18 protein-coding genes and 1 pseudogene are annotated in these 23,060 nt (G+C 69.9%); 7 read left to right on the forward strand and 12 right to left on the reverse strand.

The features are described from left to right. Position 1 precedes the first annotated feature (1 nt). Genes IQ782_RS04190 through IQ782_RS04205 form a run of 4 tightly spaced genes read right to left on the reverse strand, consistent with a single transcriptional unit; the run spans position 2 to position 4,291 of the window. A complete protein-coding gene (locus tag IQ782_RS04190; RefSeq protein WP_194133363.1) occupies positions 2–961 on the reverse strand; it encodes a glycosyltransferase family 2 protein in 960 nt (319 codons plus the stop codon). Next, positions 958–2,175: a glycosyltransferase gene (locus tag IQ782_RS04195; RefSeq protein WP_194133364.1), complete on the reverse strand. Its 1,218-nt coding sequence runs from the start codon at positions 2,173–2,175 to the stop codon at positions 958–960. Before IQ782_RS04195 ends, IQ782_RS04190 begins: the two co-directional genes overlap by 4 nt. Continuing rightward, positions 2,172–3,176: an NAD-dependent epimerase/dehydratase family protein gene (locus IQ782_RS04200; RefSeq protein WP_194133365.1), complete on the reverse strand. Its 1,005-nt coding sequence runs from the start codon at positions 3,174–3,176 to the stop codon at positions 2,172–2,174. The genes IQ782_RS04195 and IQ782_RS04200 overlap by 4 nt, the downstream gene beginning before the upstream one ends. Continuing rightward, positions 3,164–4,291 carry a Gfo/Idh/MocA family oxidoreductase gene (locus tag IQ782_RS04205; RefSeq protein WP_194133366.1) on the reverse strand — a complete coding sequence of 376 codons (1,128 nt, stop codon included), beginning with the start codon at positions 4,289–4,291 and terminating at the stop codon, positions 3,164–3,166. Before IQ782_RS04205 ends, IQ782_RS04200 begins: the two co-directional genes overlap by 13 nt. Before the next feature lie 339 nt (positions 4,292–4,630). Between IQ782_RS04205 and IQ782_RS04210 the strand changes: the two genes are divergently transcribed. After that, the gene (locus tag IQ782_RS04210; RefSeq protein ID WP_194133367.1) at positions 4,631–5,395 is read left to right on the forward strand and encodes a WecB/TagA/CpsF family glycosyltransferase; all 765 of its coding nucleotides are present in this window, start codon (positions 4,631–4,633) and stop codon (positions 5,393–5,395) included. Here IQ782_RS04210 and IQ782_RS04215 read toward each other — a convergent pair. From IQ782_RS04215 to IQ782_RS04225, 3 genes are read right to left on the reverse strand one after another with little or no spacing between them, the layout of a single operon-like run. Then, complete coding sequence (locus tag IQ782_RS04215; RefSeq protein WP_194133368.1) at positions 5,392–6,165, reverse strand: SDR family oxidoreductase; 774 nt, start codon at positions 6,163–6,165, stop codon at positions 5,392–5,394. The genes IQ782_RS04210 and IQ782_RS04215 overlap by 4 nt on opposite strands. Continuing rightward, positions 6,162–7,727, reverse strand: a complete 1,566-nt coding sequence (locus IQ782_RS04220) for a GMC oxidoreductase (protein ID WP_194133369.1) — start codon at positions 7,725–7,727, stop codon at positions 6,162–6,164. Before IQ782_RS04220 ends, IQ782_RS04215 begins: the two co-directional genes overlap by 4 nt. Beyond that, positions 7,724–9,754: an acyltransferase family protein gene (locus tag IQ782_RS04225; protein WP_194133370.1), complete on the reverse strand. Its 2,031-nt coding sequence runs from the start codon at positions 9,752–9,754 to the stop codon at positions 7,724–7,726. The genes IQ782_RS04220 and IQ782_RS04225 overlap by 4 nt, the downstream gene beginning before the upstream one ends. Positions 9,755–10,052: 298 nt before the next feature. Between IQ782_RS04225 and IQ782_RS04230 the strand changes: the two genes are divergently transcribed. Further along, entirely contained in the window at positions 10,053–10,652 is a 600-nt protein-coding gene (locus IQ782_RS04230) for a serine O-acetyltransferase (RefSeq protein WP_194133371.1), read from the forward strand. On the opposite strand, the gene IQ782_RS04235 is transcribed toward IQ782_RS04230, so the two are convergent. Together IQ782_RS04235 and IQ782_RS04240 are read right to left on the reverse strand one after the other, a co-directional pair. Beyond that, positions 10,564–11,859, reverse strand: a complete 1,296-nt coding sequence (locus IQ782_RS04235; protein ID WP_194133372.1) for a glycosyltransferase family 4 protein — start codon at positions 11,857–11,859, stop codon at positions 10,564–10,566. The genes IQ782_RS04230 and IQ782_RS04235 overlap by 89 nt on opposite strands. A 31-nt stretch (positions 11,860–11,890) precedes the next feature. Then, positions 11,891–13,285, reverse strand: coding sequence for a hypothetical protein (locus tag IQ782_RS04240; RefSeq protein ID WP_194133373.1), 1,395 nt, complete (start codon positions 13,283–13,285; stop codon positions 11,891–11,893). 307 nt (positions 13,286–13,592) lie between these two features. On the opposite strand from IQ782_RS04240, the gene IQ782_RS04245 reads away from it, so the two are divergent. The 5 genes from IQ782_RS04245 (at position 13,593) to IQ782_RS04265 (ending at position 20,424) form a co-directional block, all read left to right on the forward strand. Beyond that, positions 13,593–14,816, forward strand: coding sequence for a glycosyltransferase family 4 protein (locus tag IQ782_RS04245; protein WP_194133374.1), 1,224 nt, complete (start codon positions 13,593–13,595; stop codon positions 14,814–14,816). 144 nt (positions 14,817–14,960) lie between these two features. Next, positions 14,961–17,768, forward strand: a complete 2,808-nt coding sequence (locus tag IQ782_RS04250) for a molybdopterin oxidoreductase family protein (RefSeq protein WP_194133375.1) — start codon at positions 14,961–14,963, stop codon at positions 17,766–17,768. An 82-nt stretch (positions 17,769–17,850) separates the two neighbouring features. Next, positions 17,851–18,600 (forward strand): 4Fe-4S dicluster domain-containing protein, encoded by a 750-nt coding sequence (locus tag IQ782_RS04255; RefSeq protein WP_194133376.1) that lies wholly within the window; start codon positions 17,851–17,853, stop codon positions 18,598–18,600. 1 nt (position 18,601) lies between these two features. Continuing rightward, positions 18,602–19,468 carry a dimethyl sulfoxide reductase anchor subunit family protein gene (locus IQ782_RS04260; protein WP_194133377.1) on the forward strand — a complete coding sequence of 289 codons (867 nt, stop codon included), beginning with the start codon at positions 18,602–18,604 and terminating at the stop codon, positions 19,466–19,468. 5 nt (positions 19,469–19,473) lie between these two features. Next, a complete protein-coding gene (locus tag IQ782_RS04265) occupies positions 19,474–20,424 on the forward strand; it encodes a nuclear transport factor 2 family protein (RefSeq protein ID WP_194133378.1) in 951 nt (316 codons plus the stop codon). Positions 20,425–20,480: 56 nt separating this feature from the next. Here the strand turns inward: IQ782_RS04265 and IQ782_RS30370 are convergent. The 3 genes and pseudogenes from IQ782_RS30370 to IQ782_RS04275 form a co-directional block, all read right to left on the reverse strand. Then, positions 20,481–20,675: pseudogene (locus tag IQ782_RS30370) on the reverse strand (hypothetical protein); the annotation flags it as partial. A gap of 167 nt (positions 20,676–20,842) precedes the next feature. Next, positions 20,843–21,466 carry a DUF1523 family protein gene (locus IQ782_RS04270; protein ID WP_194133379.1) on the reverse strand — a complete coding sequence of 208 codons (624 nt, stop codon included), beginning with the start codon at positions 21,464–21,466 and terminating at the stop codon, positions 20,843–20,845. Positions 21,467–21,652: 186 nt separating this feature from the next. Beyond that, positions 21,653–22,873 (reverse strand): aminopeptidase P family protein, encoded by a 1,221-nt coding sequence (locus IQ782_RS04275; RefSeq protein WP_194133380.1) that lies wholly within the window; start codon positions 22,871–22,873, stop codon positions 21,653–21,655. Positions 22,874–23,060 lie beyond the last annotated feature (187 nt).

Raw genomic sequence — 23,060 nt, forward strand, 5'->3', positions numbered from 1 at the left:
CTTACTTGTACTCGATCAGACGCATGGGCGCCTGCCTCAGCCGGCGCCAGTGATAGGTGGCCATGCCGATGAGGTTGGGAAACTTGGACAGGGTGAGCAGCAGCGCGTGGCGGTGCGCCTCGGGGGCGGGGAGTCCCTCGCGGCGCAGTCCCTGGGCGGTGCGGATCCAGTTGATCGGATAGGCGGCGAGCGCCACCAGCGCGAGCGGCCAGAACAGCAGCGCGCCGAGCAGGATCAGCAGCGGCAGCGCCAGCCCGTAGGCCAGCGCGCGCTTGCGTTCGGTTTCGAAATACTCGGGATGCAGATGGCCGACCTGCGCGAAGCCGTGGCCGGTGCGCAGAGCGCGCCGCCACCATTGGCCGAAGCGCAGCATGGCCGCATCGTGGCGGGTCATCTCGCGCGGCAGCCGTTCGAGCGTCCAGCCGGCCTTGCGCAGGCGGGTGCAGAATTCGTCGTCCTCGGCGGCAATGACCGTGGGATCGAAGCCCCCGACAGCGGCGAAGGCTTCGGCGCGCACCATCATGTCGCCGCCGCAGGCAAGGATCACCCCGGCAGGGCGGTGCCATTCAAAGTCGCACAGCTGGTTGTAGAGGCTGGCGTCGCGGTGGATTTCGGAGCGCCAGCCGGTGACCACGGCAGTTGCGGGGCGGGTTTCGAGATGCGCCCGCGCGGCCTCGATCCAGCCGGGCACCAGCGCGCAGTCGCCGTCGATAAACTGCACGAATTGCGGATCGTCGAGCCCCGCGTACCCGGCGTTGCGGGCGCGGGCGGCGGTGAAGGGGGTGGAGAGATCCAGCTCGATCACCCGCGCCCCGGCCCGGCGTGCCGCGGCGAGGCTGTCGTCGGACGAGCCGCTGTCGACATAGACCAGCTGCCGTGCCTGTCCCGCGACCGAGGCCAGGGCGGCGACCAGCCGCGCGCCTTCGTTGCGGCCGATGAGCACGACGTCGACGGGCGTCATGCGCCTGCCTCCGGAGCTTGGGTGAAGAGGGCGGAGAGCTTCGCCGCCTCGGTGCGCACGTCGAACTCCTCTGCGACCTTGGTGCGCCCGGCGGCTCCCATGGCGCGGCGTCTTTCCGGGGCGGCGATCAGCGCCTCCAGCGCCTCTGCCAGCGCCCCGGTCTCGCCCGGAGGCACCAGCAGGCCGCTGGTGCCGTCTTCGACCAGCTCCGGCACCCCGGCGATGCGGGTGGTGACCACGGGCACCTGCGCCGCCATCGCCTCCATCAGCACCACGGGCACGCCCTCGGCAAAGCTCGGCAGCACGAAGACATCGGCATGGCTCACCGCCTCGGCGACCTCGGCTTGCCCGCGGTAGCCGAGGAATTCGGTGCGCTCGCCGAGGCCCAGTTCCTGCGCCAGGGTCTCGAGCGCGATGCGTTCGGGTCCATCGCCGATGAGGCGCAGGCGCAACTCCGGGTGGCGGGGGGCGAGATCGGCCAGCGCCCGCAGCAGCACCGGCACGCCCTTCACCGCCGCGAGGCGGCCGACAAAGAGCAGGGTCTGGCCGCCGTGGCGCGCGGGGGCGTAACGCTCCGGGGTGATGCCGCAATGCACGATGTGCAGCCTCTGCCAGTCGGCGCGATCTGCAAAGCACATCAGCTGCGCGCGGCAGAAGGCGCTGATGCAGGCGACGAAGCGGGCACGGCGGGTCTTCTCGTCGATGCGCCAGTGATGCGGCTCGAAGAAGATGTCGGGGCCATGGATGGTGAAACTGTAAGGGATGCCCGAGAGCTCCGAAGCCAGCATGGCGACGGTGCAGGAGGCCTTGGCGATGTGGTTGTGCAGGTGCTGGACACCCTGCCGGGCAAGGTGGTCGGCCAGCACCCCGGCCTCGGCGAAGTAGATGAGGTTGTAGGCGCGGCCCTTCAGCCCTTTCGGGGCGCTTTGCCAGGCGAGTGCCAGGGCACGCAGGTAGCGGGCGGGGCGGCGCAGCCAGCGGGAATGGGCACGGAGCAGGCGCAGGGGCGACCGGCAGTCGGCGAGCACCCGAAAGGTGCGGGCGTGCTCCTCGCGCTGCTCGGGGCCGACAAGATGCTCGGCCCCGGTGGTGCGGATCGAGCAGGTCAGAACCTCATGGCCGAGATCGCGGAGCGCGGCGACCTCGCGCTGGATGAAGGTGTCCGAGGCGCGGGGATATTCGCCGGTGAGATAGGCCAGCTTCGGCAGGCTCATTCCGTGCCCTCCCGCAGCGCCTGCGCCATCAGCGCGCCGAAACGGTCCTGCGGCAGCGGACCGAGCGCTGCCAGAAGGCCCTTGTCGGAATAGCGCAGCGGCATCATCCGCGCCTTGAGCGTCGGCACCCGCAGCAGGCCGGGCAGGCGCAGGCCGAGCGGTGCCAGCAGCCGCGCCGCGAGCATCCACAGCGGCCAGGGCAGGGGCAGCACCAGCTTCGGCCAGCCCGAGGCGGCATGGGCGCGCAGGAACCGGGTGCGGTCGGGGCGGTCTGGATCGACGACGTTGACCACGCGCATCCGCGCCGGGCGGCGCAGGGCGGCCTGCAGCAGGCGCTTGGCGACGTGGCCGACATGGGCGAGCGGCAGCTCGCCCTTCATCCCGACGCGGATCAGCACCGGCCCGAACGCCGGGCCGAGATGGGCGTTCCACGTGCGGCCCTCGCCGAAGATCGCGCCGGGGCGCAGGATCCACAGCGGCAGGCCAGACGCGCGGCAGAGCTCCTCCTGCCGCAGCTTGCCGGCGACATAGGGGTCGCGGGCGGTGGCGGGGGTTTCGAGCGGGGTCGACTCGCTGATCTCGCTGCCGGTGGGCAGGCGCGCGGTGTCGTAGACGGCGATTGAACTGACCAGCACGAGGTGAAGAGGCAGCCCGTCGAGCGCGGCCAGCAGGTGGCGGGTGCCATCGATGGTCGCGGCGCTGACCGCGCCCTCGTCGCTGCCAAGATGGGCGGCGGCGTGGATCGCGGCGGAGCAGCCCCGCGCGGCCTCGCGCAGCACGGGGATATTCGCGGGATCGGACAGGTCGGCCTCGATCCAGGTTACCCCCTTGATCTGGCGGAGCTTGCCCGGCGCGGTCGAGCGGCTGACGGCGACGATCTGGATTGCCTGCGCGCGTGCCTCGGCCAGAACCGCCTGTCCGACGAAGCCATTGGCCCCGGTCAGCAGGATGCGGGGCGCGCCGGTAACTTCGCCCCCCACGGCGGCAGTCACTTCGCCCATGGCATCGGCTCCATCGGGGCGCAGCGGGTTGTCATGACCTGTGCACCCGCGTCCTCGCCCGCGTTCTGGATCGCGAGGGTGACCTCGGTCAGGTGCAGGGCGAACTCGGCCGACAAACGGCAGGGGCGGTTCTCGCGCAGCGCGTCGAGCATCTCGGCCGGGCCGAGCATGAAGTTCATCGCAGCCGCACCCCAGCGTTTCACCTTTGGATGGGTCGGCTGCGGCAGGCGGATGCGGCGCGGGAAGGGATTTTCCACCAGCCGCCGCCGCAGCGCGCGGCGCTGGGCGAAGCGGACCTTGGCGGCATTGTCCCAGGAGGCGTCGCAGCTCAGAACGCCCCGGTCGCCGAAGATGCGGATGCCGTGGCCATGGCTGGCGACGATCGAGCAGGTCAGCCGGGTGACGGGGCCGTTTTCGAAGAACAGCGTGGCGACCGAGAGATCGGGGGCGACACCTCCCAGACCGGCCTTGTCGGGCAGCACCTCGGCCGAGGCGGCAACGACCTTGCGGACCGTCCCGAACCAGGAAATCAGCCAGGTGAGATAATAGCCCGCATGCTCCAGCGTGCAGCCGGTGCGGAATTCGTCCTCATGCGGCCAGGGTGCGCCGCTTTCGCTGTGCCACTTGGCATAGGGCGCCTGCGGAATGAACCCGTCGTCCAACTCGGCGTAGATCGCGCGGGGAGGGCCGGCGGTGCCGCTGCGCAGCGCGTGGCCGAGCGTCTGCGCTGCCTCTCCCAGCACCGAGCAGGGCGCGGACGCCAGCAACAGCCCCCGCGCCGCCGCCAGCGCGCAGAGCTCTTTCGCCTGCCCCAGATCCAGGGCGAGCGGCTTTTCGCAGTAGACGTGATGGCCGGCCTCGAGCAGCGCCTTGTTCAGCGTGTAGTGCGCGGCAGGGTTGGTCAGGTTGAGCACGACGCAGCCCTTGGGCAGGCCGCCAAGAAAGGCCCCGAGTTCCGGTTCTGCGCGCAGCTGCCAATGCGCGCAGAAACGCGACAGGCGGTCCATGTCGCGGTCGTGCACCGAATGCACCGAGATGCCGGGCATGGCCTGAAGCGACCGGAGGTAGAGATCGGCAACGAAGCCGCAGCCGAGCAGGGCGATCGTCTCGGTCACCTGGCGCTCTCCGCGCAATGAGACGCGCCGATGCGGCGCGCGGAGCGGGGAAGGCGGAGGGCGATCATCGGACTACCTGAACTGCGGGGCGGGCAAAGACGGGACGCGCAAACCGGAGGCGTCTTCGGAACGTCTCCAACCAGAGAACTTTGACCGAATTTCGACCATGTGCAGGCCTCTTCGACGCATTGACCGGATTGCGGTGCATTTGTCTCGCAACTGCGGCATGGCGGCCACGGTCAAAGGCAAATCGGCTTGGCCAGCTAGGATCGCGCAAGGGCATCGGTCACAGTCGCCGACGGGGCGAAGAAGGGATGTCGCGCGCCGATGGATCCGCGTATGGAATTTCGGATTGGCGGCCAGCGTGTTGCCATAACCGTGCCCACGTGGGCAGCACTGCGGGCGCGGGTGACCGAAAGGCTCGCCCAGCGGCAGGGTTTTGCTCTGGCCACGATCAACCTCGATCACCTTGTGAAACTGCGCAGCTCGGCCCGTTTCCGGGCGGCCTATGCGGCGCAGGATTTTGTCGTCGCGGATGGCAATCCCATCGTCTGGCTGTCGCATCTGGCCGGCCGCCCGGTGGAGCTGATCCCCGGCTCCGATGCGATCCTGCCGCTGGCGCGCATCGCGGCCAAGCAGGGCATCGGCGTTGCGCTGGTCGGCAGCACCCCGGCGGCACTGTCACGCGCGCGCAGCTATCTCGAACGCGAAGTGCGCGATCTGAGCGTGGTGACGATGATCTCTCCGCCGATGGGCTTCGATCCCGAAGCGCCCGAGGCGCGCGCGGTCTACGACGAGATCACCGACTCGGGGGCAGGGCTGTGCTTCGTGGCGCTTGGCGCGCCCAAGCAGGAGATATTCGGCGCATTGGGTCGGAAGCTCGCGCCGAAGGTGGGTTTCGCGGGCATCGGTGCCGGCTTGGATTTCTTCGCGGGGACGCAGAAACGCGCGCCGGAATGGGCGCGCAAGATGGCGCTGGAATGGCTCTGGCGCATGGTCAACAGCCCCCGGCGGCTGGGGCTGCGCTACCTGCACTGCTTAGCGATCCTGCCGGGCCAATCGATGCGGGCGCTGCTCTTGCGCTTCTTCACGCTGCGCCCCTAGGGGACAATGCGGCGCGGCCTGCGGCGGCGCAGCCGCAGCAGGTCCTTGAGCCTGTCCCGACCGCCGCGCGGCGGCAGGATTTCCCGGTCCATCTCGAAGGTCGCGCCGGTGAGCGCCGGATCGGCGTCCAGCGCCAGCGCCACGCCCCAGAGCGCCGCCTGCTCGGGCGGCAGCCCGTCCGGGATGCCCATTTGCGTGCGGAGCATTCCCGGCATCCAGTCGGTGATGACGATATCGGGGAAGCGGTCCGACAGGTCGGCGATCAGCGCACGGGTGAAGATGCGGGCGGCGCCTTTCGACACCGAATAGGCGGACGAGGCGGGCAGCGGCGCAAGATCGGCGAAGGTGGCGACGTTGAGGATCCGCCCGCGCCCGGTCTCGACCATGTCCTCCAGCGCCGCGCGACAGCAGGCCACGGTGCCGCCGAGGTTGGTGGCAACGGTTGCCATGAAGCTCTCGGCGTTCTCGTTGAGGATGTCGCGGCGGGGATAGGCGGCGGCGTTGTTGACCAGCAGCGCGATGCGCCCGTGCTCGGCGCGGATGCGGGCAAAGGTCCGGGCCACCTCCGCCGGCGCGGCAATGTCGGTGGGGTAGAGGTGGAAGCGCCCGGGCGCGCTCATGGCGCGGGTCTCTTCCAGGGCGGCTCGGCGGCGGCCAAGTCCGGCCACGGCGAAGCCGCGTCGGGTCAGCGCGAGGCTCATCGCCCGCCCGAGACCCGAGCCTGCGCCGGTGATCACCGCGATGCCATCGGCGGGGGTAAGCTTTGTCATCTGTCTTCCTCGAGGATCGATCCGGCCACGCGCAGGGCATTGGCTGCGATGGTCAGGCTCGGGTTCACCCCCATCGAGCTGGGCATGAACGAGGCGTCCGCCACCCGCAGGTTGCGCAGCCCATGGGCGCGGCAGTCCGGGTCCAGCACCGAGCGCGCCGGATCGGTGCCGAAGCGCAGCGTGCCCGAGGGGTGGCCGAAGTTCAGCTCGGGGCCATGCCCGAGCAGGAGCCGGCGCTGCCCCTTGAAAGCGCGGAAGATCGCGCGGCGGAAGGCGCGGCGACGTTCCAGCAGTTCGGGATGCAGCCGATAGTCCACCGACAGGCGATGGGGCTGCGCGGGATCGTGGGTGACGCGGTTTTCGGGGTAGGGCAGATCCTCGAGCAGGCCGACGAAGATCTGCGCATGGCCGAGCACTTTGGCGGCGAGTGCGGCCGGCAGGCGGCTGAGTTGGCCCAGCCCCGGCACGGCGCGCAAGCGGGACCGGGCCAGCATCTGGGTGAGGTAGAAGGTGATCTCGCCGTAAGAGGCGCGGATGCCCATGGCCTGCACCATGCCCATGCGCCTGCCCTGCGCGTGGTAGAGGTCGCGCAGCGCGATGGCCTTGGTCGCGCCGCTGTCGGACGTGCCGCGCGGCGGCCAGAGCGCGAAGATCTCGTTGAGGTGGAACATCAGATTGCGACCAACCTGTCCCGAGCCATTGGCCGCACCCTCGGGCCAGGCCTCGCAGGCCGAGGCGAGCAGGAGGCGCGGCGAGTTGAGCGCGCCCGCGGCCAGCACGTAGGTCCCGGCCCGGACCACATGGGTCGCGCCGTCGAGGCGCAGCTCCACCCCCTCGACCCGGTCGCCGCCGCCGATCAGCCGCGTCACCTCGGCCCGGTCGAGCAGCGCGGCATTGCCGGTCGCCAGCGCAGGTTCCACCCCGGCGGAACGTCCGTCCATCTTGCATGGGCGCGGGCACTTGGTTCCGAGGCAATTCAGGCAGTCGGCGCCGCGATCGATGGCGGTGTGAGCGTAATAGGGGTGCAGGCCGCCGGCCTGCATCGCGCGCATCAGTCCCGTTTCGGTGGCGGTGAAGGGCGGCGGCGGGCGCAGGATCGGCGCGGGCTCCGAAGAGAGCGGGTCGGCGCTGCCATGCAGGCGATAGAGCGCGCTGGCGCGATCATACCAGGGGCGCATGGCATCGAAACCAACCGGCCAGCCGCCTGCCGGGTGCGGCAGGCCGGGAAGATCGTCGAGATCGTGCCGCTCGGGCCGCTCCAGCGTGGCGGCGTAGAAGACCGAAGAACCGCCCAGCCCGGCTCCCAGCGGGGCGAAGAAGCGCGATTCGACCCCGTTCACCCGCGCATGCAACGGCTCGGGCCAGAGTCCTCGGGCCAGTCGCGCCTCGGGGACAAAGACCTCGGACAGGCCATTGCGCGCGGCGCGCTGCCCGGCGGGGCCGCGTTCGATGAACAGCACCTTCCTGCCGGCCTCGGCCAGCGCCCGGCCAAGCGTGCCACCGCCGATGCCGGTGCCGATGACGATGACGTCCCAGCGGGTTTCGGTCAGCGGAGGGCTCACAGGCCGGCGACCCTGGTGCCGAAGACCGGGGCGAAAAGATCGCGCAGGCCGAGGGCGGCGGTGTTGGTGACATGGTTGTTGTCGAAGTACCAGCCCGCACCGTCCTGCAGCGCGTGGCAGGTCTCGGCATCGCAAAAGCGCGGCCAGCTGTCGATGAAGGCGATCTCGTCCCTGGCCGCGAGCGCGCGCCAGGGGGCCTCGGCCTCGGCCACGCGCTGCGCCAGCGCGCTGATCGGCACGTCGGGATCGGTGACGGGGTGGGGGGCCAGCGGCCAGCCGGCATGGGCCGCCTCGCGCGCGGCGACGCGGCTGTCATAGAGCGGGATCTCGGGCGGCTGGCGCAGCGCGATGACCTGCGGCACCTCTCGGCGCAACTCGGCGACGGTGGTGCGCACCGCCTCGGCGAGGATGTGCGATTGCGGCGCTTCGGCCGGGGTCGGCGCGTCGGCGGGAAAGAGGGTGATCGTGTTGCCCGCATCCAGGCCGATGCCTGATCCCTGGGCGTAATAGGTCCAGCGCCCGATCAGCGCGATGCGCTGAAGCTCGGGCAGCTCGGGAAGGGCCTGGCGGATTTGCAGGTTGGCCTGGGCGCAGGCGCGGTCCTGCGCGGGCTTGGCGGCGCTTTCGGTCTTGCGCAGGCCGAAGAGCGGAGGGCACCCGGCGCGCCAGATGATCAGCGCCGGCACGCCGGCGTCCTGGGCGGCAAGGTCGAGCCCCTCCTTGAAGGCGCGGACGTGGCTGTCACCCCAGACCAGCACCTGCGGCGTGCCCTCGGGGCCGATCGGGCAGGTCTCGATCCCCATGAGCGGGCCGCTTGCCGGGGTGGTGCAGCGGCTCCAGTCCTGCAGGAAGTCCGCCGAGGCGGCGATATGCGGGCGCACCGAGGCATCGAAACGATCCGCCAGCCCGTCGCCGAGGTAGAGCCAGGCGCCGAGGGCCAGCGTCGCACCGGAGGCCAGCGCGGTGCCGGTGAGAAGCACGACGCCGGACAGGCGGGCGCGGCGCATCGGCATCTCGACATAGCGCCATGAAAGCCAGGCCAGCGCCACCGCAAGCGCCATCCAGCACGACGCCTCGAGCGGGCTGGAATAGGCGCCGCGCAGGTAGAGCGAGAGCGTCACCACCGGCCAGTGCCAGAGGTAGAGCGAATAGGAGATGCGCCCGAAGAACAGCGCGGCGGGATGCGACAGCGCCCGGTTCACCGGGCTGTCGCCGGTGCCGCTGGCGATCAGCAGCACCGCGCCGAGCACCGGCGCGAGCGCCAGCACGCCGGGGAACATCGGCCCCGCCGGGATCAGCAGCGCGGCCCCCAGCACAAGTGCCAGACCTGCCCAGCTGAGGGCCGGGTGACCGCGCCAGACGCGGCCGGTCTCGAGCCCCCAGATCGCAAGAAGCACGCCCGTCAGCAGTTCCCAGGCGCGGAAGGGGAAGAGATAGAAGGCCGCGCCGGGCTGGCTGGGCGTGGCAAGAATCGAGGCACCGAGCGAGGCGGCCCAGATCGTCACCAGCGCCATCAGCAGCACCGTCCGGTTGCGCGCAAGCGCCAGGATCAGCAGCGGCAGGAAGATGTAGAACTGCTCTTCGACCGCCAGCGACCAGGTGTGCAGCAAGGGCTTCGTCTCGGCTCCGCTGTCGAAATATCCCGCCTGCCGGAAGAACAGGACGTTCGACAGGTAGACCGTGGCGGCGATCAGCGACTTGCCGAATTCGCGGAACTCGAAGGGCAGCAGCAGCGCCGCGCTCAGCGCCGCGGTGGCCAATGCCATGGTGAAGAAGGCCGGGGCGAGACGCCGGAACCGGCGCAGGTAGAAGGCGCCGAGGCGGATGCGTCCCTCGGCGTCATACTCGCGCCAGAGGATGCCACCAATCAGGAACCCCGAGATGACAAAGAACACGTCGACGCCGGTGAAGCCGCCGCCGAGCCAGGGCAGGCCGAAGTGGTAGAGCACCACCGACAGCACGGCGATGGCGCGCAGCCCGTCGATGTCGGGGCGGTAGGGCATGGGGGCGTGCGCGAGCTCAGGCATGGGGGCGCCGACCCTCTGGGAAGAACGCGGCAGCGGCGGCAGGTCGAACGGGGAGGGGGGCGGGTTTGGACATAAACGGAACCGGAGCTTGGACAAAACGGGCGCGCCTCATGCCCCCGCAGACCACTCGTTCGACTATAGGGACGCCGGTGGAACTGCTGCAAGGAAAACGCGGCTCGCGCCAGACTAGCCGCACAAGTGTTGCGAAACTGCGAGGCTGCGGCAAAAATGCCGGGCCAGAAAAGCGGGCAGGGGATGGCCCGGTCACGATGGTCCGAAGACAGGGGAGCGGGTCAGCATGGACGACATGGCGATTTCGGCACGGGAGCCGGACTGGACGCGGGAGCGCGGCCGCGGGGGCGGGACAGCCGGAGATCGGCTGTTGCGCTCGGTCCGCAGCTACCAGGCGGCGCGCGCGCGCGGTGGCCTCGGGGGGAGGCTGGCCGCCAAGTACTGGGTTCTGTGGCACCGTGTCTGGTCGCTGGTGACCCAATGCGAGCTGCATCTGAACACTCGGATCGGCGGCGGTCTGGTGCTGCCGCATCCGCAGGGGATCATCGTGCACCCGGAGGCCGAGATCGGCGTCAACTGCTTGATCTTCCACCAGGTCACCCTGGCCGGCCGGGTTGTTCTGGGTGGCCATGTGGACGTGGGTGCGGGGGCAAAGATCATCGGTCCGGTGACCATCGGCGATCACGCGGAAATCGGTGCCAATGCGGTTGTGACCCGCGACGTTCCGCCGGGGGCGGTGGCCGTCGGGGCACCGGCGCGGGTGGTCTCCTATCGGCGGAAGCCGGCGTCGGCAGAGGTCACAGAAGCGTCGGAGGAGACCCCGGCCGTCCCTGCGCGATCCAGTCGTAGACCTGCGCCACCTGCGCGGCCTTCCGCGCCCATGTGAACTGCGCGTGCACCCGCTCCCGTGCCGCCCGTGCCATGTCGGGCAGCGGCGCCGGGTCCGCAGAGAGCGACTCCAGCGCGCCGCGGAAGGCGGCGATGATGCCGCTGCGGTCGGTGCAGGGCAGCTTGATCCCGGTGCCTTCGGTGACCAGCTCGCCCGGCCCGGCGTAATCGACGATCATCGGCACCACCCCGAGCGCCATGGCCTCGAGCACGACGCCCCCGCCGAATTCGCGGATCGAGGGAAACCCGAGCAGGTGGCAGCGGCAGAGCACGTCCTGAACCGCCCGGTGCTCGAGCCATCCGTGGAAGGTGACCGCCTGGGCGATTCCCAGCGTCCGCACCTTCGCCTCGAGCGGCGCGCGCATCGGCCCGTCGCCGATCATCTCGAGCGTCATGCGCCCGTCCCGCAGCATCGGGGCCGCGGCTTCGAGCAGCATGTCGGGCCCCTTGTAGGGCACCATCCGGCCGACGAAGGCGGCGCGCAGCGTGCCGGGCTCGGGCGTCGCCTGCTTGTTGAACCGGGCCGGGTCGATGGCATTCTCGGGCAGGTAGACCAGCTTGTCCCGGCAGGTCTCCGGGACCTCCGAGGCGGTGTGGCGCGAGCCCGCGAGAATGGCGCTGGCGTGATGCAGCGTGGCCCCGCGCCCCGGCATCACCTTGTAGGCACCGCGCAGGTAACTCAGCCATTCCCGCTCGCGGCGGCGCTCGGCGTCGAAGCCCCTGGGCCAGGGCACGCCGCCGTTGAGCGGCCCCAGCACGAAGGGCACGCCGGCGCGCGCGCAATGCGCCGCCAGCGGTGATGCGACCGTCGGGCTGAGTGGCGTGATGCGGTGCACCACGTCCCAGGCGTGGTCGCGGATACCGGGACCGAAGACCTTCCAGACCAGACGTTCGAAGTAGGGATAGCTGAGGGTGTTCACCGCCTGGACCATGGTCCAGCCCTTGCCTTCGCCCATCCGCAGCACCTCGGCGAGCCTCCACATGGGGCGGGCAAAGGCCTCGGAGTTGATCGCGGTGAAATCGCGACCCTCGGCGAGCCCGGCGCGGATCAGCGCGCCGCGGTTGCGGACCTGGGTGACGATGTGCACGTCGGCGACCTCGCGCAGCGCCGTCGCAAGCGACCAGCCCACCAGCGGGACGCTGACCCATTCCGGATTGGCGGCCTCGGCGATCGCCAGGACGCGGGGTTTCTGTGAGGATGTCATCTGCGCATACATTCGAAGGGGACATTGGGGGCTAGAGAATCGATTTCCATTCGAGCCCCCCCGAGCGGGTCTGGGCGACCTGCGTCTGGCGCCCGGCCTTGAGGGCCTCGGCATAGCCGGTGAGCGCGCCGGCCACGAGCCATGTCAGCGGCGTGAGCGTGGCATTCGGGATCATGTCCGACAGGTTGATCGCCAGCAGCAGCGAGAGCGGTGCGATGAAGGGCGAGACCATGTCGCTGCCGCGGGTCTTGCTTTCCTTCCAGAGCAGCAGCAGCGGCAGCAGCAGCAGGCCGAACTCGGCCAGGAAGCCGACCCAGCCGTAGACCCCGATCACGATGATCCAGCGCCCGTCGGTGACGGTGAGGATCGCGCCGCTGACCGGATCGAGGATGTGGTTGCGCCCCCAGCTGCCCCAGCCGAAGACCGGCTTGAGATAGGCGCGGTCAAGCAGCGTGTTCTCGTTCGCGAAGCGGAACTCCAGCGAATAGGAGCGCTCCTGGTCGATGCTGGCCGCCTGGGCAAGAAGCCGGTCCTCGGGCACCAGATGCGTGCCCTTGAGCACCGGATAGGTGATGGCCAGAAGCCCGATCACGATCGCCAGGCGGATCTGCGCGGCACGGCTCAGCAGCACAACCGCCGGGATCAGCACCAGGGCAAAGATCAGCGCCCCCAGGGATTTCGAAAGCACGAGCACAAGCGTCAGCCAGAGCGCCGCCATCAGCAACTTCATGCTGCGCTTGTTGCGCCAAAGTGCCCAGGCCGAGACCGCGGCGGTCATCAGGAAGAAGGCGACCCAGAGCCCGTGGTAGAGGAACACCACCGGCCGATAGCCATTGGCCCGGATCGACTGGCCGAACAGGTGCTGGTAATAGCCGTAGACCCATCTGTTGAGCTGCGGCGACAGGCGCATCTCGACCAGCATCGGCAGCGTGTAGACCAGCCCGCCGATCATCAGCGCGACCAGCAGCCGCCGTTGTGCGCCGCCCTGCGCCAAGAATTGCCGCGCCAGCAGGAACGGCAGAACCAGCAGGAATTGCTGGAGCACCAGTGCGACGCCATCCTTGACGCTCAGGCCGGGCAGGCCGATCTGGCCGTAGAACACCGGCTCGGTGTTGGTGAGCGCGGTCAGCGCGGGCGAGAAGACGTAAGTGAGCAGCAGGACCTTTCCGACCGGAGACCGCGGCAGCAGCCCGCCCTGTAGCCCGTAGCGCCAGAGGCAGATCGCAAAGGCCGTGAGCGCGGGGATATTGTGCTTGGTCAGAGGCGGGAACATCGGCAGGTCGAAGACCGCCGGGGGTTCGGGCAGCACGAGGTACCCCGCCAGCAGCGCGGCGACCAGCGCCCGGTCGGGCGGCAGGCGGCGAAACAGCACGATCGTGACGATCGGCCAGAGCGCCAGCATCAGAAAGGCAAGAGGGTTCGGCATACCGTGTCGCGACCCGTGCACCAGACTACTCAGAACACCGATCCGCGCGGCATCGCCATGCCCCCCGGACCAGGGCACAGACCTACCATGTCCCGCCCAGGTTGTCGCCTGGAGAGCGCGGCGAGGCGGGGTCAAATGGCAGAATTGGCACAATTGCGGCATCACCGCCCGAGGGCCGCTGGCGGCATGTCCTCGGCCGGGCGTAAATCGCGTGAAAATCGCAGGATTGTTCCTTTGGCGACACGATGCTGCCCGAAAGCGCGCGCAGCCTGTCCAGCAGGAAGGTTGCAGGAACACGAGAGTCAGGATGGCCCGTCGCCCCCTCAAGATCGCCTATCTGAGTGACTTCCCGGCGCAGGACCGGAACCTGTACTCCGGCGGGAACGCGCGGATGCACGACGCCTTGCGCGCGCACGCGGGCGAGGTCACCGTTCTGCCCATCGACTGGGGTCTCGCCGAGCCCCTGCGACGCACGATCCTCGCGCTGCCCGATGCGCTGAGCCTGCGGCTGCGCTGGCGGGCGCAGATGGCGCTTGCGCCGGTGATCTCCCGGCGGATCGCATCGGCGCTGCGCAAGGACCGCTACGACGTTCTCTTCGGGGCCTATGCCTTCCAGTCGCTGCTCGGGCTCCGGCTGCCCTATCCCATGACCGTGGCCTATACCTCGGACGCCACGCACAGCATCTATCGCCGGTCCGAAATCGGCCAGGCGCACCCCGGCGTGATTCCCGGCGGACGCCTGCTCGACGATTGGGTCGAGCGCTCCGAGGCCGAGGTGTTCCGCCGCGCCGACCTGCTGCTCTGGCCGTCGCAATGGCTGATGGACGCCAGTGCCGCGCGCTATGACATTCCCGCAGGCAAGGCGCAGATGGTGCCCTGGGGCGCCAACATCGCGCCGCCGCCGCCCCCTGCGCCGCGGCCGATCTCGCGCTCGGGGCCGCTGCACCTGCTGGTCGTCGGGCGCAACTGGTGGGCCAAGGGCGGGCGGGTGGCCCAGGAGGTCATGTGCCTGCTGCGCGCCCGCGGCATCGATGCCCGGCTGACGGTGATCGGCTGCCTCCCGCCGCCGCAGTCGCGCGGGCCGCACATCGAGATCCACCCGCAGCTCGACAAGTCGGTGCCTGAGCAGGCGGCGCTGTTCCAGCAACTCTATGCCCGCTCCCATTTCGTGGTCATGCCCAGCTTCGAGAGCTACGGATTCGCCTTCTGCGAGGCCTCGGCGCATGGCGTGCCCTCGCTCTGCCTGCGCATCGGCGGCGTTCCGGTGCGCGACGGAATCAACGGCTACGCGATGCCGCCGGGCTGCGGCGCCGAGGCCTTTGTGACCCGCATTCTCGAATGCATCGACAACCCCGAGCGCTACGCCACCCTGTCGCGCAGCAGCCGCGAGGAATACGAGACGCGGCTCAACTGGGACGCCTGGGGGCAGGCGGTCGGCGCGTTGCTCGAAGCACATGTGGCGCAGCGTTCCGAGGTGCGCAGCCCGGCCACCGCACCGGATGCGCCGCGCCGTGTCAGCGCCGCGCACTGATGTCCCCGTCCCGCGGCGGGGCGCGCGGCTGGTCGGGCACCGTGCCGCTCATCGGGTGACCATCGCGCCGGCGTGATCGGGAAAGACCTAGCCTCACGAGGGCTTGTGCCCTAGCCTTTCTCCAAGGCACGGACGTGGACCCGCATGGCTCAGACGGAACGGCAGCGCGATACCCCTGACACCCAGGTGCAGATCTCGGACGAGATCCGCAAGACGACCTGCTACATGTGCGCCTGCCGCTGCGGCATCGATGTCCACCTGAAGAACGGCACGCCGGTCTATATCGAAGGCAGCCGCGACCACCCGGTGAACCGGGGCGTGCTCTGCGCCAAGGGCGCGGCGGGGCTGAAGCAGGTGACCTCTCCGGCCCGGCTGCGCGCCCCGCTGCGCCGCACCGGACCGCGCGGCTCGGGCGCGTTCGAGGAAATCAGCTGGGAGGAGGCGCTGGAGACCGCCGTCAGCTGGCTGGCGCCCCTGCGCGAGAGCGCTCCCGAAAAACTCGCCTTCTTCACCGGTCGCGACCAGTCGCAAAGTCTCACCGGCTGGTGGGCGCAGCAGTTCGGCACCCCCAATTACGCGGCGCATGGCGGGTTCTGCTCGGTCAACATGGCGGCGGCGGGGATCTACACCCTCGGCGGCAGCTTCTGGGAGTTCGGCACCCCCGACTGGGAGCACGCAGAGCTGCTGCTGCTCTTCGGCGTGGCCGAGGATCACGACAGCAATCCGCTCAAGCGAGGGCTCGCACGGCTCAAGGCGCGCGGTGCCAGGGTGGTCAGCATCAATCCGGTGCGCAGCGGCTACAGCGCGATCGCCGACGACTGGCTCGGCATCACCCCCGGCAGCGACGGTCTGCTGGTGCTCTCGCTGGTGCACGAACTCCTGCGCGCCGGGCGGATCGACCTCGACTTCCTCGCGCGGTTCACCAATGCCCCGGTGCTGATCGACTGCGATCCGAAGTCGCCGGACTACGGTCTGTTCCTGCGCGACGAGGCGGGTGCGCCGCTGGTCATCGACGCGCGCAACGGGCGCCCCGCGCCCTGGGATGGCGAGGGGGTGGAGCCGAAGCTCACCGGTCACCTGCGCCGCGCCGGGATCAGCCATCGCACGGTGATGGAGATGATCGCCGCGCAATACATGGACCGGGCCTATGCCCCCGAGGCGGTGGCAGGCCGCGTCGGCCTGCCGCCCGAGCGCATCCGCTGGCTCGCCGCCGAGATCGCCCGCGCCGCCTTCGACCGCACGCCCGAGCTGAACCGCCCCTGGACCGATTTCCGCGGCCGCGAGCATCGCACCATGCCCGGCCGCCCGGTGGCGGTGCACGCCATGCGCGGCGTCTCGGCCCATTCCAACGGTTTCCAGACCTGCCGTGCCATCCACCTGCTGCAGGCGCTGCTCGGGGCCATCGACACCCCCGGCAGCTTCCGCTTCAAGCCGCCCTATCCCAAGCCGCCCGAGGCGCATTGCCGCCCGCACGCCCGCGCCGTTCCGGGACAGCCGCTGCCGGGCCCGCCGCTCGGCTATCCGCTCGGGCCCGAGGATCTGGCGGTGGACGAAAACGGCGCGCCGCTGCGGATCGACAAGGCCTTCAGCTGGGAGGCGCCGCTGGCGGTGCACGGGATGATGCACATGGTCATCGCCAACTCGGCGGCCGGAGACCCCTACCCGATCGACACGCTGTTTCTCTACATGTCGAACATGGCGTGGAACTCGGCGATGAACACCGCCGGCACGATGGAGATGCTGACCGCGCAGGACGAGGAGGGCGGCTACCTGATCCCGCGGATCATCTACTCCGACGCCTATGCCTCCGAGATGGTGGCCTATGCGGATCTCATCCTGCCCGACACCACCTACCTCGAGCGCCACGATTGCATCTCGCTTCTCGACCGGCCGATCTCCGAGCCCGATGCCGCCGCCGATGCGATCCGCTGGCCGGTGGTGGCGCCGGACCGCGACGTGCGCCCCTTCCAGTCGGTGCTTCTGGACCTCGGCGCGCGGCTCGGCCTGCCGGGGATGTCCGAGAACGGCCAGCCGGTCTACCGCGACTACGCCGATTACCTCACCAACCACGAGCGCCGGCCCGGCATCGGCCCGCTCGCCGGCTTCCGCATGGGGCCGCACGGGTTGCAGGACGGGCGCGGCACGCCGAACGAGGCGCAGCTGGACAGCTACATCGGCGCGGGCGGCACGCATGCCATCCCGGTGCCGCCGGAGGCCGCCTACTACAAACCCTGGAACCGGGCCTACCAGGACTGGGCGGTGGACAGCGGCCTGCTCGACGCCCCGGCACCTGCGCTGGTGCAGCTCTGGTCCGAGCCTTTGCGCCGCTTTCAGCGCGCCGCCGAAGGCCAGGGCTCCCCCCAGCCGCCCGAGCATCTGCGCGCCCGGCTCGCCGCGGTCATGACGCCGCTTCCGGTCTGGTATCCGCCGCTGGCCGAGATGCCCGGCGCGGCGCAGGACTTCCCGCTGCATGCGCTCACCCAGCGCCCGATGGCGATGTACCACAGCTGGGGCAGCCAGAACGCCTGGCTGCGGCAGCTCCAGGGCGCGAGCCCGCTCTACGTCTCCGGCGACAGGTGGCGCGCGCTTGGCCTCTCCGAAGGCGATTGGGTCCGGGTCACCTCGGCGCATGGCGAGATCACCGTGCCCGCCGCGCGGATGGAGGCGCAGAACCCCGATGTCGTCTGGACCTGGAACGCCATCGGCAAGCGCAAGGGCGCCTGGGGGCTCTCCCCCGCCGCGCCGGAGGCGACCGAGGGCTTCCTGCTCAACCACCTGATCCCCGAGCTGCTGCCGCCGCGCGGCGACGGGCAGCGCTGGTCCAACTCCGACCCGATCACCGGGCAGGCCGCCTGGTTCGACCTGCGCGTGCGCCTCGAGAAATGCGCCCCGCCCAGCGAAGCCCAACCGGTTTTCCCGCCGCTCCGCTCTCCCGTCCCGCGCCCCGCCTAGACGCTTCTTCTAGGTCCAAGTATCCCGGGGTCCGGGGCAGCGCCCCGGTCCCTCGCTCGCCAAGGAACCGAAACGCGACGCCATGACCGACCACCCCAGCCATACGCACCGCCAGCTCGGCCTTGTCATCGACCTCGACACCTGCGTCGGGTGCCAGGCCTGCGTGGTGTCCTGCAAGGCCTGGAACAGCCAGAGCCAGCCGAGTCCGCTGTCGGACCAGGACCCCTATGGCGCCGATCCCTCCGGCAGCTTCCTCAACCGCGTGCATGGCTTCGAGGTCGCGCCCGAGGCCGGCCCGGCGCAGCTGGTGCATTTCCCCAAGTCCTGCCTGCATTGTGCCGAGGCACCCTGCGTCATCGTCTGCCCCACCGGCGCGAGCTACAAGCGGGTCGAGGACGGCATCGTGCTGGTGAACGAGGCCGATTGCATCGGCTGCGGCCTCTGCGCCTGGGCCTGCCCCTACGGCGCGCGCGAAATGGACATGGCCGAGGGCGTGATGAAGAAATGCACCCTCTGCGTCGACCGCATCTACAACGAGCGCCTGCCCGAGGCGGACCGCGAACCCGCCTGCGTGCGCAGTTGCCCCGCCGGCGCACGGCACTTCGGCGACCTCTCCGACCCCGAGAGCGCCGTCAGCCTGCTGGTCGAAGCACGCGGCGGCATGGACCTCATGCCCGAGCAGGGCACGCGCCCGGCCAACAAGTATCTGCCGCCCCGCCCGCGCGACGCCTGGCAGGGCGAAGTGGACGTGCTCGCCCCCTGGCTGGAGCCGGTGGCCGAAGAGCCGAAAGGGCTGCTGGGCTGGATCGACCGGACTCTGGCGAGGCTCTGAGATGCATCCGGCACCCTCGCTCGTTCTTTTCACCACGCTCTCGGGGCTCGGCTTCGGGCTGCTGGCCTGGCTCGGCGTCGCCCCCTCGCCGCCGCGCGGCCTTGCCGGCTTGGGTCCGCTGGCGCTGGCCTATGCGCTGTGCCTGTCCGGCCTCGCGGCCTCGGCAGCTCACCTCGGGCGCCGCGACCGCGCGTTGAAGGCTTTCAGCCAGTGGCGCACGAGCTGGCTCTCGCGCGAGGCCTGGGCGGCGCTGGCGACGCTTCTGCTCGGCGGCGGCTTCGGGCTGTCGCTGCTGCTCGGCCAGCCCGTGCGGCCGCTTGGCTGGCTCACCGCTGCCGCGGCGCTGACCACGGTTCTCTGCACCGGGATGATCTACGCGCAGCTCAGATCGGTGCCGCGCTGGCACCACTCGAGCACCCCGGCGCTGTTTCTGGCCTATGCGCTCACCGGCGGCGCGTTGCTCGCCGGGCAGCGCTGGCCGGCGCTGGCACTGCTGATCGGGACGGCGGCACTGCAACTCTGGGTCTGGCACGACGGCGGCAGCCGGTTTGCGCGCAGCGGGAGCACGCTGGCCAGTGCCACCGGGCTCGGCGCGCAGGGGCGGCCGCGGGCGCTTTTCCCGCCCCACAGCGGCAGCAGCTACCTCACCCGCGAGATGGTCTTCGTGGTCGCGCGTCGCCATGCGTCGAAGCTGCGCGTGCTGGCCGGCCTATGCGCCTTTCTTCTGCCCGCCGCCCTGCTGCTCCTGGGGGCTTTGCCTTATTTCGGACTTATTTCGCTTGCCTCGCATGTCACCGGCGTGTTCCTCTCACGGTGGGTGTTCTTCGCAGAGGCCGAGCACGTGGTAGGCCTCTACTACGGAAGGTGACAAGTGTGCCGTTTCTTGCCGGGTTCGACCCGCGCTTTCAGGACGCTGCCGAGTATCTCTCTGCCCTGAGCGGCGATCTCGACGAGGGGCGGCGCCTCGATCTTCTGGGCGAATGGCTGGCGTCGGACGTGATCTCGCATGGTGGCAGCGGTGCCTTGGTCGAGCCCGAGGTGCTGGGCGCGGAACGCGCGACGCGGCTCGCCGCGCTGGCCGGTCCGCGGCTGATGCTCGAGGACCGGCTCTGGCAGGCCGCGGCGCCGAACCAGCTCTATGCCGCCGAGCGGTTCCATGTCACCGCGCGCCACGACGGTGCTGGCCCCTACGGCGCGGCGACCGGCAAGGCGGTCCAATTTGCCCAGATGTCCGGGCGGCTCTGCCTGTCGGGCAGGCTGCGCGAGGAATGGCTGCTGCGCGACGAGGCGGCGATCGTCAGGCAGATCGGTCTCGATCCGCAGGAGGCCGCGCGGCTGCGACTCGCCGGCGGCGCGCCCGATCCGCTGCCGCCGCGCGATGCCGGGACCGGCGATGGCAATCCTTGGGGTGGGGCGCTGGCCGAGCTTCTTGGCCGGGTGATGTCGGGCGAGGTGGCGGCGCTGGCAGAGCACTACGATCCGGCGGCGGAACTCTTCCTGCCCGGTGGCGAGGTCGGCTGCGGCCCGCGCGAGGCCGAGGCCTTCTGGATCGGGCTGCGGGCGGCCTTTCCCTCGGCCCGTTTCCAGGTCGAGCACGCGCTTGGCGCAGAGGCCCCGCTCGCGCCGCCGCGCGCCTGCATCCGCTGGCGGCTGCTCGGGCGGCACGACGGCCAGGGGGCCTTCGGTCCTGCCAGCGGCGCGCCTGTCGACATCCTCGGGATGACGCATGCCGAGTTCGGGCCGGATGGGCTGCGGCGGGAATGGACGCTCTACGACGCGCCCGGCGTCTGGGTGCAGATCCTGCGCGCCACGGGCGGCTACTGAACCGGCGGCGGCCCCTGGCGATTGCCGCCGGGGCCGCCGCGCGCGGCCAGCACGTTTCAGGACCACCAGCCGCCGGACGGTGACCGAGATGCGGGGCATACCACGACCAGTCCGAAACACGAGGAGAAGGGCGCGAAGCTGCTCTGCGACGCGATCTCAGTGGTGGTCTGGCGGAAAAGGCTGAGGTCTAGCAGCACCAAGTGCGCGCCGGTGCCGCAGACAAAGAGAGCGAGCCACCAGAATTCCGGACGCGCCGCGCGCCCTCAGAAGGTCACTGAGGCCCGAAAGCAGGCCCTGACCGCGGTGGCGAAACCCACGTCGATCCCTCGTCACGATTTTCCCGCGACACCATCAGCATCCATGCCATGGTGCCCCGACGCGATCGTTGGCACGGAAAACCGGGACAGGGCGCCGCGTGTTAGCCTTTCTTGCGCCCGAAAAAGCCGCGGATGCGCCCGCCGGCCTCGTCGATATTGTCGCCCATCTCTTCAAGCGCCGGGTCGATGCGCGCCCGGCGGAAGCGCCGCCAGCGCACCCAGGCCGCCCAGCAGATCGCCGCCAGCAGCGTCAGAACGATGATGTTGGTCCAGGGGATGATGCGCGCATCCGGCCCGTCGACGGGGGTGATCTTCACCGCGTTCGGGTAGATCGACAGGAACTCGTTGCGCCAGCCGTAATGCTTGATCGCCACCCATTGCGGCTGGGCCGCGCCCGAGCGCAGGTCGTTTGCCTCGGCTTGCAGGTTCGAGGTGTCGAACTTGAAATAGGGCGGCCAGCCCCAACTGGTGTCCTCGTTGCGGTAGACCATCACCTTGTCGTTCGCCAGCCGCGTCTGGATGAAGAAGACATCCCGCCCGCCCGTCGCCGCGGCGCTCTTGCTGCCTGCCTGGCTCCAGAACCAGCGGTTCATCGAGCCCGGCGTCTCGCGCTTCTCGTAGGTGTCGGTGATCCGCGCGATGTCGTGCTGCGGCAGGGTGTAATGCAGGAAGCCGGCGACCAGCACCCAGAAAAGCACGATGAAGGTCCATTTCACGTAGCGCATCGCAAGCTCTCCTGGAAATCGCTTTGGGTTTTCCATCAGGTGACCCGTCGGCACGGGAAAATCAACCACGGCCCGCAGAAAAGCTCGGCGGAGCGCCGCCGCCTGCGGTTTTCTTCTAGGTCCCAATATCCCGGGGGAGTCCGCGCCAGCGGACGGGGGCAGAGCCCCCATCCTTCGGGCCTGCAGCTAGCCGATCACGTTGAAGGCCGGCCCGTAGGGGTAGCCGGTGATGTTCTCCGCGCCGTCCTCGGTGATGACCAGAATGTCATGTTCGCGGTAGCCGCCGGCGCCGGGCTGTCCTTCGGGGATCGTCAGCATCGGCTCCATCGAAACCACCATGCCGGGCGTCAGCACCGTCTCCACGTCCTCGCGCAACTCCAGCCCCGCCTCGCGCCCGTAGTAATGCGACAGCACGCCGAAACTGTGACCGTAGCCGAAGGTGCGGTACTGCAGCAGGTCGCGCTCGGCCAGGAAGGCGTTGAGCGCCTGGGTCACCGCGGCGCAGCTGACGCCCGGCCGCAGCAGCGAGAGGCCGAGCTCGTGGGTCGCCACGTTGGCCTCCCAGATCGCCAGCGAGGCGGCATCGACCTCGGCGAGGAAGAGCGTGCGCTCGAGCGCCGTGTAATAGCCCGAGATCATCGGGAAGCAGTTCAGCGAGAGGATGTCGCCGCGCTCGAGCCGGCGCGCGGTGACCGGGTTGTGCGCGCCGTCGGTGTTCGGTCCCGACTGCAGCCAGACCCATGTGTCGCGGTACTCGGCATCGGGAAAGCGCTTGGCGATTTCCAGTTCCATGGCGTCGCGCCCGGCCATGGCCACGTCAAGCTCGCGCGCGCCGATGCGGATGGCCTCGCGGAGGGCGTATCCGCCGATGTCGGCGACCGCTGCGCCATGGCGGATGAGGGCGATCTCGGCCGGTGACTTCAGCATCCTCTGGCGCATGGTCGCAGGGGCGACGTCCCGCGTGGCGGAGGGCAGCAGGAAGCTGTCCAGCAGGGATTTCTGCGCCAGGGTCAGGTGATCGCCCTCGTAGCCGATCGCCTTTCCGGCGCCGGTCACCTCGCGCACGGCGTGCCAGAGGTTGTTCCGCGTCCAGTCGGTATAGGTGATGTTGTCGCCATGGCAGCGCCGCCAGGGCTGACCGGCGTCGATGCCGGCGCTGATCGTGACGCATTCGGTGGCGGTGACCACCAGCGCGTAGGGGCGGCCGAAGCTGCAATAGAGAAAGCCGGAATAATAGGCGATGTTGTGCATCGAGCTGAGCACGCAGGCGTCGAGCCCCTCGGTCGCCATTTCGGCGCGCAGGCCGGCGAGCCGGGCGTCGTATTCCGCGGCTGCGAAGGGCAGGGGCCCCTTGTCGCCGTTGTGGAAGCGATAGGTCGCGGGACGGGTGTTCGCGTGGTGGTCCATATGGCCCTCCTTTGGATGCGGAGGGTGTGGAACCCGACCCTGCCGCAGAGACAAAGCAAGGTCCCGGCGTTCAGGACGGAACGTCTGTGAAAAGACGGGGCAATGCCAAGCGGCACCGGCGACGCCATCGCCTGCCCGACGCGAAGGATGCGGCGCTCCGGGGCGCTTGGCAAGCGCTGTTTCACGT

Origin of the sequence: Salipiger mangrovisoli (assembly GCF_015223355.1) — a bacterium.
In the GTDB taxonomy this organism is placed as follows: Bacteria; Pseudomonadota; Alphaproteobacteria; order Rhodobacterales; family Rhodobacteraceae; genus Salipiger; species Salipiger mangrovisoli.

Bases quoted from the DNA above. Each gene is read 5' to 3' on its own strand.
- IQ782_RS04260 (WP_194133377.1), top strand. From the start codon at position 18,602: ATGCATCCGGCACCCTCGCTCGTTCTTTTCACCACGCTCTCGGGGCTC.
- IQ782_RS04245 (WP_194133374.1), top strand. From the start codon at position 13,593: ATGGCCCGTCGCCCCCTCAAGATCGCCTATCTGAGTGACTTCCCGGCG.
- IQ782_RS04250 (WP_194133375.1), top strand. From the start codon at position 14,961: ATGGCTCAGACGGAACGGCAGCGCGATACCCCTGACACCCAGGTGCAG.
- IQ782_RS04210 (WP_194133367.1), top strand. From the start codon at position 4,631: ATGGAATTTCGGATTGGCGGCCAGCGTGTTGCCATAACCGTGCCCACG.
- IQ782_RS04235 (WP_194133372.1), bottom strand. From the start codon at position 11,859: ATGACATCCTCACAGAAACCCCGCGTCCTGGCGATCGCCGAGGCCGCC.
- IQ782_RS04255 (WP_194133376.1), top strand. From the start codon at position 17,851: ATGACCGACCACCCCAGCCATACGCACCGCCAGCTCGGCCTTGTCATC.
- IQ782_RS04240 (WP_194133373.1), bottom strand. From the start codon at position 13,285: ATGCCGAACCCTCTTGCCTTTCTGATGCTGGCGCTCTGGCCGATCGTC.
- IQ782_RS04195 (WP_194133364.1), bottom strand. From the start codon at position 2,175: ATGAGCCTGCCGAAGCTGGCCTATCTCACCGGCGAATATCCCCGCGCC.
- IQ782_RS04200 (WP_194133365.1), bottom strand. From the start codon at position 3,176: ATGGGCGAAGTGACTGCCGCCGTGGGGGGCGAAGTTACCGGCGCGCCC.
- IQ782_RS04275 (WP_194133380.1), bottom strand. From the start codon at position 22,873: ATGGACCACCACGCGAACACCCGTCCCGCGACCTATCGCTTCCACAAC.
- IQ782_RS04230 (WP_194133371.1), top strand. From the start codon at position 10,053: ATGGACGACATGGCGATTTCGGCACGGGAGCCGGACTGGACGCGGGAG.
- IQ782_RS04225 (WP_194133370.1), bottom strand. From the start codon at position 9,754: ATGCCTGAGCTCGCGCACGCCCCCATGCCCTACCGCCCCGACATCGAC.
- IQ782_RS04190 (WP_194133363.1), bottom strand. From the start codon at position 961: ATGACGCCCGTCGACGTCGTGCTCATCGGCCGCAACGAAGGCGCGCGG.
- IQ782_RS04215 (WP_194133368.1), bottom strand. From the start codon at position 6,165: ATGACAAAGCTTACCCCCGCCGATGGCATCGCGGTGATCACCGGCGCA.
- IQ782_RS04270 (WP_194133379.1), bottom strand. From the start codon at position 21,466: ATGCGCTACGTGAAATGGACCTTCATCGTGCTTTTCTGGGTGCTGGTC.